11 protein-coding genes and 1 riboswitch are annotated in these 11,970 nt (G+C 62.3%); of the genes, 2 read left to right on the top strand and 9 right to left on the bottom strand.

Annotated features, from left to right (window positions below; translation table 11 throughout):
• Window positions 1-122 precede the first annotated feature (122 nt).
• Complete coding sequence (locus JN279_RS17680) at window positions 123-1,241, top strand: histidine kinase dimerization/phosphoacceptor domain -containing protein (RefSeq protein WP_342216381.1); 1,119 nt, start codon at window positions 123-125, stop codon at window positions 1,239-1,241.
• Between the two features lie 11 nt (window positions 1,242-1,252).
• Here JN279_RS17680 and JN279_RS17675 read toward each other — a convergent pair whose 3' ends face one another.
• The 5 genes from JN279_RS17675 to JN279_RS17655 all read right to left on the bottom strand — a co-directional run bounded on the left by JN279_RS17675 (window position 1,253) and on the right by JN279_RS17655 (window position 4,502).
• Entirely contained in the window at window positions 1,253-1,423 is a 171-nt protein-coding gene (locus tag JN279_RS17675) for a hypothetical protein (RefSeq protein WP_202353494.1), read from the bottom strand.
• Between the two features lie 272 nt (window positions 1,424-1,695).
• Window positions 1,696-1,860 (bottom strand): DUF3309 family protein, encoded by a 165-nt coding sequence (locus tag JN279_RS17670; RefSeq protein ID WP_202353493.1) that lies wholly within the window; start codon window positions 1,858-1,860, stop codon window positions 1,696-1,698.
• Window positions 1,861-2,051: 191 nt separating this feature from the next.
• Window positions 2,052-2,558: a hypothetical protein gene (locus JN279_RS17665; RefSeq protein ID WP_202353492.1), complete on the bottom strand. Its 507-nt coding sequence runs from the start codon at window positions 2,556-2,558 to the stop codon at window positions 2,052-2,054.
• 340 nt (window positions 2,559-2,898) lie between these two features.
• The gene (locus JN279_RS17660; RefSeq protein ID WP_202353491.1) at window positions 2,899-3,510 is read right to left on the bottom strand and encodes a hypothetical protein; all 612 of its coding nucleotides are present in this window, start codon (window positions 3,508-3,510) and stop codon (window positions 2,899-2,901) included.
• 467 nt (window positions 3,511-3,977) lie between these two features.
• Window positions 3,978-4,502 (bottom strand): methyltransferase family protein, encoded by a 525-nt coding sequence (locus JN279_RS17655; RefSeq protein WP_244734650.1) that lies wholly within the window; start codon window positions 4,500-4,502, stop codon window positions 3,978-3,980.
• A 394-nt stretch (window positions 4,503-4,896) separates the two neighbouring features.
• On the opposite strand from JN279_RS17655, the gene JN279_RS17650 reads away from it, so the two are divergent.
• Window positions 4,897-8,454: a tetratricopeptide repeat protein gene (locus tag JN279_RS17650; RefSeq protein WP_202353490.1), complete on the top strand. Its 3,558-nt coding sequence runs from the start codon at window positions 4,897-4,899 to the stop codon at window positions 8,452-8,454.
• A gap of 129 nt (window positions 8,455-8,583) precedes the next feature.
• Here JN279_RS17650 and JN279_RS17645 read toward each other — a convergent pair whose 3' ends face one another.
• From JN279_RS17645 to JN279_RS17630, 4 genes are all read right to left on the bottom strand, one after another.
• Entirely contained in the window at window positions 8,584-9,600 is a 1,017-nt protein-coding gene (locus tag JN279_RS17645; RefSeq protein WP_096457517.1) for an ABC transporter substrate-binding protein, read from the bottom strand.
• Window positions 9,593-10,360 (bottom strand): ABC transporter ATP-binding protein, encoded by a 768-nt coding sequence (locus JN279_RS17640; RefSeq protein WP_202353489.1) that lies wholly within the window; start codon window positions 10,358-10,360, stop codon window positions 9,593-9,595. The genes JN279_RS17645 and JN279_RS17640 overlap by 8 nt, the downstream gene beginning before the upstream one ends.
• Complete coding sequence (locus tag JN279_RS17635) at window positions 10,357-11,178, bottom strand: ABC transporter permease (RefSeq protein WP_202353488.1); 822 nt, start codon at window positions 11,176-11,178, stop codon at window positions 10,357-10,359. The genes JN279_RS17640 and JN279_RS17635 overlap by 4 nt, the downstream gene beginning before the upstream one ends.
• 33 nt (window positions 11,179-11,211) lie before the next feature.
• A complete protein-coding gene (locus JN279_RS17630) occupies window positions 11,212-11,820 on the bottom strand; it encodes a YkoF family thiamine/hydroxymethylpyrimidine-binding protein (RefSeq protein WP_096447745.1) in 609 nt (202 codons plus the stop codon).
• A riboswitch (TPP riboswitch) is annotated at window positions 11,811-11,924 on the bottom strand. It overlaps the preceding gene by 10 nt.
• Window positions 11,925-11,970 lie beyond the last annotated feature (46 nt).

Raw genomic sequence — 11,970 nt, 5'->3', positions numbered from 1 at the left:
TTTCAGTGACCATACGGGACATCACGTCATCGTGGCCGGCGATTCACTTCGCGACAACGGCGCGGCAAAGGTGTAACGTCAATCCTCAGAGCGGCAGAACGCCGCTCGTCTGGCTTTTGCCCATGTTTCAACCCATCGCGAATATCGAGGATGCGCAGACGCTGGCGCAGGCGATCGTCAACACGATCACCGAGCCGTTCCTGGTCCTCGATGAGAAATTTCGCGTGCTGGCCGCCAGCCGCTCCTTCTACAAGACATTCGAAGTCGACCCCGCGCAAACCCAGGGCTCGCTGCTCTACGCGCTGGGCGACGGCCAGTGGGATATTCCGGCCCTTCGCCTGCTGCTGGAGACCATTATTCCCGAGAAGACCGCCATGGACGGCTTCGAGGTCGAGCATGATTTCCCGCGGATCGGCCGCCGCACCATGCTGCTCAATGCCCGCAAGGTGCTTTACGACCACAGTTCAGCGATCACCATCCTTCTCGCCTTCAACGATATCACCGCCCGTCGGGTGATCGAGAGAGAGAAAGAGGAACTGCTCAAGCGCACGGAAGATTTGCTCCACCAAAAGGACGTGCTGCTGCGCGAGATGGAGCACCGGGTTGCCAACAGCCTGCAGATCATCGCCAGCATCCTGCTGCTGAAGGCGCGCTCGGTCACTTCTGAAGAGACGCGCCAGCATCTCAAGGACGCCCATCAACGCGTCCTGTCCGTGGCCGAAGTGCAGCGCCATCTCCACACCTCGGTCGGCATCGACGAGATCGATGTCGGCTCCTACCTTTCGAAACTGTGCGGCAGCCTCGCCACTTCGATGGTTGGCGAGGCCCAGCCGATCGAAGTCACCGTTACGACCGAAGGCGGCAGGATGGATTCGCAAAAGGCAGTCAGCCTCGGACTGATCGTCACCGAATTGGTGCTCAACGCCATCAAATATGCCTTCCCCAAGGAAAAGGACGGCGCTCGGATCCAGGTGAGCTACGAGACCGCGGGCAGCGACTGGAAACTGACGGTTTCGGACAATGGCGTCGGGCAAGATCGCCAACGACGTACCGGCCACCGGCCTTGGAACAGCCATCGTGGAGGCGCTGGTGAAACAGCTCGAAGCCAAGGTGGAAGTCATCAGCGACAACGACGGCACCAGCGTCTCGGTCACCCGGGCAACGTTCACCTCACGGGTGCCGCGCGCGGCGTAAGAGCCGCTACCAGGAGGCCTGCCTTCCCGCCAGCGCCTCGATCCTGATCCAATTCCGTTCAGGCGCGATCGATGCGGCGGATGGCCTTGATCGCCTCTGCTTCGGCGATGCCGATCAACGCATCTATGCCCTGGATGGTCTCGATATGGCCACGAGCCGCCACCATCCGCCGCAGAATGTAAAGATCATCGCGAATTTCGCAGGGTGTCGTTCTGAGTGTTGCGGGCATTGGGCAGCCTTCCGCAAACTCAACTGTCTCGACGCAAGCCGGCTCCCTCGGCTTCAACGCAAAAGCCCGCTCCGGATACCGGAGCGGGCCTTGGAGGAGGATGAAGGGGTGGGACCCTCTCCTCTTGTTTCCACGGGGGGTGTGGACCGAAATTAATATACGAGATTCGCGCCGGATTTCGGATCACAAGCCGGCTTGCTTCCATCACGATCCGGTGCGCTACCTTTGTTTGGCGGTCACGAGATCGCGATTATACGAAGCCTTGAGAGCCTCTAAATCCGCCCTAGCACCACAAGGATGATGAGGATCAGCAGCACAAGCCCGAGCCCGCCGCCGCCATAGTAGCCCGTTCCGTAGAACGGGCCGCCACCGAGCCCGCTGAAGCCGCCCAGCAGCGCAATGACAAGGATGATGATGAGTATTGTGCCTAAGCTCATGGTTGCCGCTCCCGTAGGCGCTGATGCGCCGGTTTGAGCACCGTCACATGCGGTGTTTCGAAGACGAGAACGTTCGAGCGGGCGTACCGTTCCGCCGCATCATAATGAGATGGGCGCACGGAGAATATTCGCCGGCAAAATGAAAAAAGGCCCGCCACCTCGCGGCAGCGGGCCTCATGACGTTTACCGCCTCAGCGGCGCGAGATCATCAGGCACAGTTGCCGCAGGTCGCGGTCGTAGCCGCCTGAGCTGGCCAGCACATCGACGCAGCGCTTCTTCATCCGCGCCACCTGGCTGTCTGACATATCGGCGACGACGCCTGACAGGCTGGGATTTGACAGACTGCTGGGCTTTGCCCCACCAATGCCCGCGACGCCGGTGCCAACACCGACACCCGCACCGACACCATTTTGACCGCCAACCGTAGCACCGAGTCCTGTGCCGCCGCCGCTGCCGCCAATGCTTGCTCCAACGCCCGCATCGGCACCAGTGCCGCCGCCGATCGATGCCCCGGCGCCACCATTGACGCCATTGCCCCCGCCGACTGAAGCACCGGCGCCGGCATTGACACCGCCACTGCCGCCGACCGAAGCGCCGGCGCCAACGCCGATTCCGGCAGCGAGGGCCGGCATGCATAGAGCGGCCACGACTGCGCCGCCCGCGAGGATTGTGGAAAGTCTTTTCGTGATGCCAAACATGGCTCTCTCCCTTGGGTTGTCTCGAACAAAACCGGACTTCAAAACCGGCTGTCTCACCAACCCGAGCCTCTATCATTGGTTGCTAAAATTCGGAGAGCAACCCGTGGTATAGTTACCCGCGTACCGGCCAATTCAAGACAACAGGACCCATTGGGGAGATGTTGCCTTGGCGGAGACGTTCTTCGCCTGGAAGCCTGAGAACCGCCCCCCTCAAAGTTATGAACACGCTCCACAGCAGAAAGCCCGCCGAAATGGCGGGCTTTCCGACCGGTCGGAGGCCAGGAGAGTGCTGTCAAAGCCTCACGGCTGGTTCTGCACTTCCATTCCTGGCACTCTGGCGTCAGCGACGGGCGATCAGCAGGCAGAGCTGACGCAGATCGCGATCATAGGTACCTTCGTTGCCGAGCACATCGGCACAGCGCTTCTTCATGCGCGCCACCTGGCTGTTCGACATGTCGGCAACGATGCCCTGCAGCTTGGGATTGTTCGGATTGCTGGGGTTTGAGAGATTGCTCGGATTGGCACTCACGCCCACGCCGCTCGTGTCGCCAACATTGGCGTTGAGCCCGGCGGCGACGCCGGTCGAATCGCCAATATTTGCGCCCACCCCGGCATTGATGCCGTTGCTGTCGCCAACGGATGCACCGAGCCCGGCGGTAACGCCGCCCGTACCGCCGACATTGGCGCCGGCGCCGGCGTTGATGCCGTCGCTGCCGCCAGCGGATGCGCCGAGTCCGGCGCTGACGCCGTTCGAGCCGCCGATATTGGCCCCGGCTCCGGCGTTGATCCCACCGCTGCCGCCAATGGAGGCACCGACGCCGGCATTGACACCGCCGCTACCGCCAACCGAGGCACCGACACCGAGCCCGGCTGAGCTTGCCGGCATGGAAAGAACGACGATCATTGCACTACCCGCCAACACACTGGCGACTGTTCTGATGGTAAAAGCCATAACACTCTCCTGTTGTCGTTGCGCTAAGGCAGTCGGCGTACAGCCGATTGCTGTCGCAACTACGCAACAGACGAGCTTCAGTTTCAGATCGACGGATGCCTGTGCAGCTAATGGTATCTATGTAAAAAATACAGAAACTATAAGCGTAATAAAATTATACTACATATGTAGAAAATATTTTTCCTGAAACATATACATCATCGACATACGTGCAAATGCATGAATAAAAACGATTTTTGAGGGCCGCCGACTCCCCGTTGCTGGCAGGCCTCACTGCTTGGTGCATAGCGCGAAGATCGGCCGTCAATCACCGATCAAAGGCATCGGATTCCAAAGGCCGTCAGACACTGATGGCCGTACCTGCCGGCAACCTGGGGGGTGACCAGCCCAGCGGCGACCTATGTCAAAGCAAACGATCCAGTTGGCGCTTTGGGAAGCGCTGTTAGCCAATCCCAAGCCAGATGCCCTCAGAATATCCGGTAGAACAGCCTGTAGCGCACACGTTCCATGTAAGCGCGATACTCCGGCGCGGCGGCCAGCAGGGCCTCCTCGCGCAGGATACGATACAGCTGCATATAGGTGATGACCGCATACACCGCGAGGTTGTGGAAGGAAAAGGCCGACAACAGATAGAGCACATGGCCGGCAAGGTAGCCGGCATAGATCGGATGCCGCACAATCCGGTAGGCGCCACCCGTCATCACGCCGCGATTGCCAGGCAGGATCGCAAAGGAACGGCCAAGCGATATCTTGCCCCAGATGACAAACAACAGCGCAACAAACTGCAGCGGCGCGGCGACATAGACCGGAACAAGCGCTATGCCAGGCTGAAGGCTGACCAACGCGACACCGAAACTAGCGGTCACGGAGACGATGACCGTAAGCAGGTTCCAGTCACGCGTCACCGGACGCCGCGACAGGAGCAGCCAGGTGAAAGTGAGTATCTCGGAAATCGCCACCAGCGCGGCGTTGAGCCGAGTCGGGTCGTCCACGAGCTGAGACACGCCGCGATAGACGAACAGCCCCGCGCAGGCCAGGGCACAAAGGCGAAAGAAGCCCTCGCGCAGGTCGACCAGTATGTCATGCCTTCGCGCGGCGGAGAAAAATCCGCCCTCATTACTATGCGAAAACGCTTCACTTTTTGACGTGAGCAACGCAAGCACCCCGATGATCCCTCGGAAGGACCATTGCACGCAACCATTGCCGGGGGGTTAACCGGCAAGATCGGATCGGCGCGAAATCGGGCCTACGTCAGGCACAGACTCAGGTTTGGACACTGTTCGAAGCGGGTCTGCAATTTATGCTTGCATTTTTGGAACAAATAGGGAACAATACAAGCATTACCGCTGAGGCGGACCAAGGTTTTTCGGGGGGAGGACCAGCAATATGGCGAGCTGGAATGGTGCGCGGCTGCCAGCCGCCGCGATCCGATTGCCTGTGCCGAGGAAGGTTTCGCCCAGTTGGCTGTTGGCTGGGCTCGCGGTCATTCTCGCCTTCAACGTATCGGCGCTCGCGGCAGAGAAGGATTATGCCACCTGCATCGGCAAGGACATCGAGCCGGACAAGCGCATCGCCGCCTGCACGCCGATTGCCGAGGACACCAGGGAGATGACGCGCATCCGCGTCATGGCCTACTTCTATCGAGGGGTCGCCTGGGACGACAGGCAGGATCAGGATCGGGCGATCGCGGACTACAGTGAGGCGATTGCGCTCGATCCAAAACAGGCCTCGCCATACTTCAACCGCGGAGCCGATTGGTACGACAAGGGAGACAACGACCGGGCTATCGCGGATTTCAACGTCGCCATCAGCCTGGAACCATCGTCCAGCGATGCTTATTCCAGCCGCGGCGCCGCCTTCCTGCGCAAAGGCAAGACCGATGCGGCCATTCTCGATTTTCAGCAGGCGATCGAGGCCGATCCAGGCAACGGCAAGGCGCATGCCGGCCTCGGGATCGCCTGGGACAGGAAGAACGACCTGGTGCGCGCCGTCGCCGAATATGACGAGGCGATCCGCATCGATCCGCAGGACGCGATCGCCCATATCAACCGCGGCATTGCCCGCGCCGCCACGGGCGAATTCGATCCCGCCATCGCCGATTATGACGTTGCGCTGGGCCTCGATCCCAATAACGCCGACGCCTATGCCAGCCGCGGTGCCGCCTGGCTTGGCAAGAACGATTGGATTCGCGCGATTTCCGACACCAGCAAGGCAATCGAACTGGATGCCGCTGGTATCGACGGTTACTATTACCGGGCCGTAGCGTGGGCAAGCAAAGGCAACGACGATCGCGCCATAGCCGATTTCGACAGAGCGATCGCTCTTGATGCGAACTATGCCAGGGCCTATTTCGGTCGCTCCCTGGTGCGCACCCGCAGCGGCGACGCCACCGGCGCGGCCGCCGATTGCCGAAAGGCCGTCGAGCTCGATCCGAAAAAGGCAGGTGGCTGCGACACAGGGCCGGTGGGCGCGAAGGCGCCGGCCGTGCCGCAGACGCCCAAGCCTGTCGCGTCCCCGGTGTACGAACCGCTGCAACTATACCCCAAAGAGGACCACTCCGAACTCGTTGCCTGGAATCTCAAACGGGGACTGGAACAGCAGGTGCAAGGCGACGTCGCAGGCGCGATAGATTCATTCAGCTTTGCGATCCAGCTGGATCCGTACAACGCCGAGGCCTTCTACGACCGGGCGCTTGCCGAGGCATCCCAGGGAAATTACGCCACTGCCGCCACCGACTGCCGGCGCGCCATCGAACTCGATCCGAAGCGTGCAGGCTCTTGCAGCGAACACGCTCCGGGCGAAACAGCTCCGCCGGTTGCCACAGGGAAGGACCCGGCAGCCGCAAAAATCCTGCTCGAGCGCGCCGAGGCGCGGCTCGCAAAATATGGCGTCGACGGCGCACTTCTCGATCTCGACAAGGCGATCAGCCTGGATCCCGAGAGCGCCGAAGCCTATTTCAGCCGGGCCGGCGCCAGGACGCTGAAGGGCGATACGGTCGGTGCAGCGGCGGATTGCCGCCGTGCCGCCGAACTCGATCCAAAATGGGCGGGAGGCTGTAGTGAACAGGTTGCGGGTAACCACGGCAAACCGCCATCATTGCCGGACACGCAACAGCCGGCGCCGCCAGCCATCGTTCCCGATCTGACGGCCACGCAGGACACGCTGGCCGCGCGAACCTTGGAGGCGACCGACCCGCAGGCCCTGGAAGCGATCCTCGGCGGCGATGCCTTCCTGGACATGGGCAAGTACGATCAGGCGATCGGCGCCTACAACCACGCGATCGCGCTCGATCCGAACAACCGGTTCGCCTATTTCGGCCGCGGCAAGGCCTGGGCCGCCAAACGTGCCTACCAGCAGGCGATCGCCGACTACGGCAAGGTCATCGAACGCGCCCCCAATTTTGCCCCGGCGCATTTTCGCCGGGGCCTCGCCAAGATCACCCTTGGCGACATCGATGGCGCTCTCGCCGACTGCGACCGAGCCGCCGCACTCGATCCAAAGGCGCGCGACGCATTTTACTGCAAAGGTATGGCTCAGCATGCCAAGGGCGACGCAGCAAGCGCAATCGCTGCCTATTCGGTGGCGATCGGGATCGATCCGAAGGATGATGCCAGCTATTACGGGCGCGGCATGGCGTGGGCCGACGGCAAGGACTATTCGAAGGCGATTGACGACTTCGATCGAGCCATAAAGCTCAGCCCCAGCAATCCAGACTATATGGTTGCACGCAAAGCGACGGTAGCTGCCCTGGCAGAAGGTGGTGCCGCGCAGGACGCCGTCGGCTCGGACCCGAAGAACCTCAAGGCTTTCGTCGACCGCGGCAACGCCTTCTACGACAAGGGCAATTTCGATCGCGCCATCGCCGAATACAGCAAGGCGATTGCGCTCGATCCAAGAAAAGCCTCGGCCTATGTCGGCCGCGGTTTGTCGCTTGTCGAGAAGGGTATGTACGACGCAGCCATCGCCGACTTCGGCGAGGTGATCAGACTCTATCCCGGCTATTCAGACGCCTACATCGGCCGCGCCGTCGCGTGGACAAACAAGAACGAACTGGATCGTGCCATCGCCGACTACAGCCGCGTGATCGAACTCAACCCGCAATATGCGCCGGCTTATTTTGCGCGTGGCACTGTCTGGTTCACCAAGGGCGACTACGATCCGGCGGTCGCCGACATGGACCAGGCGCTGAAGCTCAATCCAAAGATGGCCCTCGCCCGCAAGGGTCGCAAGTTGGCCATGATTGCAAGAGACGAAGCCAATGCATCGAAGATGTCAGGCCAAGCCGCTGGCCGGGCCAGCGAGCAAGCGACCCAGCCGAGTTGGACTTCGCTGGCTGCGCAAACCTTCAACAAGGGTCGAGCGCTGTATGGAAAGAACGACTATGACGGCGCCATAGCCCAGTTTGGCAAGGCGATTTCATTCTTTCCCGCATTCCACGACGCCTATCTCGCCCGTGCCACGGCCTGGGAGGCCAAGGGCGATTACGCTCATGCGGTCGCCGATTACAGCCAGGCGATCGCGCTCAATCCGGATCTTGCCGAGACCTACTACGACCGCGGCCAGAACCGCGGCTTCCAGGGGGACGACAATGGGGCTCTCGCGGACTACGAGAGGGCCATCAGTCTCAATCCCACCGATGCGAGGGTCTACGCCAATCGGGGTCTCATATGGATGGGCAGACATGAGGACGTCGCGGCGTTGCGCGATTTCGAAAAGGCACTCAGCCTCGATCGCAAGAATCCCTTTGCCTATTTGGGCCGAGGCATGATCAGGACCAGCAGGGCGGACTATGACGGCGCCATCGCCGATTTGAGCCAGGCGATAAAGCTCGAACCGGATTTCGCCACCGCCTACAACGCGCGAAGCAAGGCATGGGAAGCCACGGGCAACCACAAGCGCGCCGAGGCTGACCGCAAGAAAGCGCTGAGCCTTGGGGCGAAATAGAGACAGGATTCGGGAGCGCTGCCAGATGACGTGTTGGAGAGCCTTGGGCGATGGGAAGCCTTCACGCCAGGCGAGCCCCTTTGGCTGGCCGGCCATTCCCCCAAGGCTCGAAAGGCAGACCGGCGCGCCCTACCCCAACGTTGAATTGCTGAAATACCTCGCAAAATCAGGACGCTGCGTCAGAACCTTGCCATCAGCGTCGCGCAGAATGCCGGCGGTGAAGAGATAGTCGCCGATCGCGTCCATCTTGGCCGGATCCATCGTGCCGATGGCGCCGTTTGCCGCGCGCAGATAGTGGCCGTCGATCAGCGCCTTCAGCGAGGCCTCGATCAACGCCGGATTGGTCAAGGCATCCTTGTTGGCGGCGATCAGCAGCGCGGCGGCTTCCCCGGGATGATCGACGCAGAACTGATAGCCGCGCCGTGTTGCCTGGATAAAGGCTGAAGCCAATGCCGGGTTTGCCTGCAGATAGGCTTCGCTCGACGAGATCAGCGTCGTGTGCTCGTCGGGCACGCCGTAATCGGCATAAATAAAGCTGCGCTGCTTGACGCCTTTGAGTTCGGCTTCGACGCCCTCCCAGGTCGAGACCTCGAGCGTAAAGTCGACCGAACCATTGGCCAGCGCTTCATAGGCGGAGGTGCCGAGCGTCACCGTCTCGAATTTGCCCTTGCCGCCATCATGGCGGATGATGGTCGAGATCAGCGCGTTTTCCCAGGCGCTGCCGAAACCGCCATAGGTCAGGCCGTCAAGGTCCTTCGGGCTTTTGATCTCGCTGCGCGCCGCATTGAAAACCACGCGGCCGGTTTCGGACTGCACCACGGCATAGGCGGCCTTCAGATCGGCCCCGGCGGTCTTTTGGGTGAACAGGCTGATGGTGCCGTTGATGCCGAAATCGGCGACGCGGTTGGCGACCAGCGTGCCGGCGCCGGTGTCGCTGTAGGGCAGGATGTCGACCTCGAGGCCGGCCTCGCGGTAAAAACCCTTGTCGCGGGCGACGAACAGCCCGATGTGGTTGGTGTTGACCGTCCAGTCCAGCGCGACGGTGACTTTTTGTGTTGCCGCGAAGGAGCGGTTCGATCCGGCGATCAGTGGAAATCCGCTGGCGAGGGTGAGCAGCAAGGCCTGCCGGCGCGTCAAGTCAGTCATGGTCATGTCCTTTGGATGGTTGCGGGTTGAGCAAAATGTCGAGGATCTCGGCCTCAAGTGCGCTGGCCTGTTGCCCGGCGGCGCCGGTCGGATCGCGCGGGCGCGGCAACGGCACTCTGATTTCACGCAACACACGGGCCGGACGCGCCGACAGCACGTAGATACGGTCGGACAGGAACACGGCCTCGCGCACATCGTGGGTGATCAGCAGCGCCGTCCAGCGATGGTGCCGCCACATCTGCTCGAGCCAGCGCTGCATGGCCGCGCGGGTCAGCGCGTCGAGCGCGCCGAACGGCTCGTCGAGCAAAAGCATGTCGCGCTCCTGCACCACCGTGCGCAAAAGCGCCGCGCGCTGGCGCATGCCGCCCGAAAGCTGTGCCGGAAAATGCCGCTCGAAACCAGCAAGCCCGAACTCGGCAAACAGCGGGGCGACGCGCGCCCGCGCCGCCTTTCGCCTGATGCCTTGCACTTCGAGCCCAAGCGTCGCGTTGTCGAGGATGCGCCGCCACGGCATCAGCGCGTCGCGCTGCGGCATGAAGGCAAAATGCCTGCCATGATCGTCGAGCGACGCGCCGTCGAACAACATCTCGCCCTCGCCATGCTCGGCACCCGTCAGGAGCTGGAACAGCGTCGACTTGCCGGCGCCTGAAGGCCCAAGGATCGAGACGAATTCGCCGGCACCGACGCTGAGCGAAATGTCGGCGAGCACGTCGAGCCCGCCAAACGCTTTGCGTACACACCGCAATTCGAGCCGGCTCATCCCTGCGCCCCCTTCCCTGCCGGCTGCCGGCCGGCCCGTTCCCAGGGCATGGCGAGGCGCTGCAGCAACGCCGTCAGCCCGAACAGGATCAGCGTCAGCGCGGCACTGACGCCGACAGCGGCGAGCACCAGATCGGGGCGGAAATTGTTCTTGGCGTTGAGCATGTAGATGCCCAGCCCCTTCGCCGCGCCGGCATATTCGGCGAAGATGGCGCCGACCACGGCATAGGTGATGGAGATCCGCAGGCCGGCGAAGAAATAGGGCAGCGCCGAAGGCAGCCGCGCCAGCACGAAGACACGCCAGCGCCCTGCCCCCATGGCGCGCAGCATCTGGCCGATCTCGATCTCGGTCGCCTCATAGCCCTGCACCAGGGCCACCAGCATCGGGAAGAAGGTGACCAGCGCCACCAGCATGATCTTCGGCCCCAGCCCGAAGCCGAACCACAGCACCACCAGCGGCGCGATCGCCACCAGCGGCAAGGTCTGGCTGACGATGAAGACGGGAAACAGCGCACGCCGCAGCGGCTGGAAGAAGTCGACCAGCATCGACAGCGCGAAGGCGGCGCCGAGCGAGCAGGCAAAGCCGATCAGCGTGGCGCGGATGGTGGGAATGGCGTTGTCGATCAGCGCCTCGCGATTGAGCATCGCCTGCTCGAAGACACGTGAGGGCGCCGGCAAAATCGTCGGCTTGATACCGGAATAGGTGGCGTAGAGCTCCCACCCCACAAGCAGCAACCCGACCGAGATGACGGCTGGTACGGCCTTGGCAAGGGAACCCGCGAGCGGGCGCGACACGACTGATGATGAGACCACGGGCATAACCTTTGACGGCGCGCGGAAGCGCACCTGGTTTTAGACAGCCGACGGGCTGTTGGCCGAAACCGTGACGTCGAGGGTTACGTGGCCGGCGCCCGGCCCGAAGCGGCAGAAAGCCTCGTTCAGCGCAGAAAAGACCGCACCGGTATCGCCGCGCAACTTGGTGCAGAAGTTCTTGGAGCGATCGTAGACGCCGGACTGCTTCAGGAAATCGATGCAGCCATAGATCTCGTCCATATGGTCGCCGGTGCCCATCACATAGAGCGAGAATTGCGCCGCCGCCGGCTGGCCGGTGGCGGCAGCATTGCGCACCGCGCTGATGGCGGCTTCCTTGCGCGGGCCGAGCGGCCCGACAGGTCCGCCAAACGCATCGGAGCGGCAGATCGGATCGTCCGGCTCGCCCGGGCAGCCGCGCGAAATGGCGGCCGACAGCACGCAATGCTTGCCGCTCCGCGCCGCCGCCACGAACAGGTCGCGCAGCGCCGGGAACAACACTTCGGGCGGCCCCACCAGCAAGGTCGAGATGTCGTCGGTCTCTATCCTGAGCCTGTCCCGGTAGGGATCGAGCGCGCCGAGCGCGCCCAGGATGACGCCGACGAAATCGTCAGCCATGGGGTATAAGGAAATCTGTGCGCCTGAAAACATAGCCCGCCTCGCTCCGCTGGTATTACCCAGATCAGCTTCTAGGGTCTGTGGGCTTGCCGCCCCCGTCTCAGCCCCGACCGTACGGAGCACCCCTGTGGATGGGCGCGTTAAAGCACCATTCGAACCGAAGGGGAAGCCGTTTTTTTCAAC

This window comes from Mesorhizobium sp. 113-1-2 (genome assembly GCF_016756475.1).
GTDB lineage: Bacteria > Pseudomonadota > Alphaproteobacteria > Rhizobiales > Rhizobiaceae > Mesorhizobium > Mesorhizobium loti_C.
This window is presented reverse-complemented; position numbering and strand designations above follow the sequence as displayed.

Bases quoted from the DNA above. Each gene is read 5' to 3' on its own strand.
- JN279_RS17680 (WP_342216381.1), top strand. From the start codon at position 123: ATGTTTCAACCCATCGCGAATATCGAGGATGCGCAGACGCTGGCGCAG.
- JN279_RS17675 (WP_202353494.1), bottom strand. From the start codon at position 1,423: ATGCCCGCAACACTCAGAACGACACCCTGCGAAATTCGCGATGATCTT.
- JN279_RS17670 (WP_202353493.1), bottom strand. From the start codon at position 1,860: ATGAGCTTAGGCACAATACTCATCATCATCCTTGTCATTGCGCTGCTG.
- JN279_RS17665 (WP_202353492.1), bottom strand. From the start codon at position 2,558: ATGTTTGGCATCACGAAAAGACTTTCCACAATCCTCGCGGGCGGCGCA.
- JN279_RS17660 (WP_202353491.1), bottom strand. From the start codon at position 3,510: ATGGCTTTTACCATCAGAACAGTCGCCAGTGTGTTGGCGGGTAGTGCA.
- JN279_RS17650 (WP_202353490.1), top strand. From the start codon at position 4,897: ATGGCGAGCTGGAATGGTGCGCGGCTGCCAGCCGCCGCGATCCGATTG.
- JN279_RS17645 (WP_096457517.1), bottom strand. From the start codon at position 9,600: ATGACTGACTTGACGCGCCGGCAGGCCTTGCTGCTCACCCTCGCCAGC.
- JN279_RS17640 (WP_202353489.1), bottom strand. From the start codon at position 10,360: ATGAGCCGGCTCGAATTGCGGTGTGTACGCAAAGCGTTTGGCGGGCTC.
- JN279_RS17635 (WP_202353488.1), bottom strand. From the start codon at position 11,178: ATGCCCGTGGTCTCATCATCAGTCGTGTCGCGCCCGCTCGCGGGTTCC.
- JN279_RS17630 (WP_096447745.1), bottom strand. From the start codon at position 11,820: ATGTTTTCAGGCGCACAGATTTCCTTATACCCCATGGCTGACGATTTC.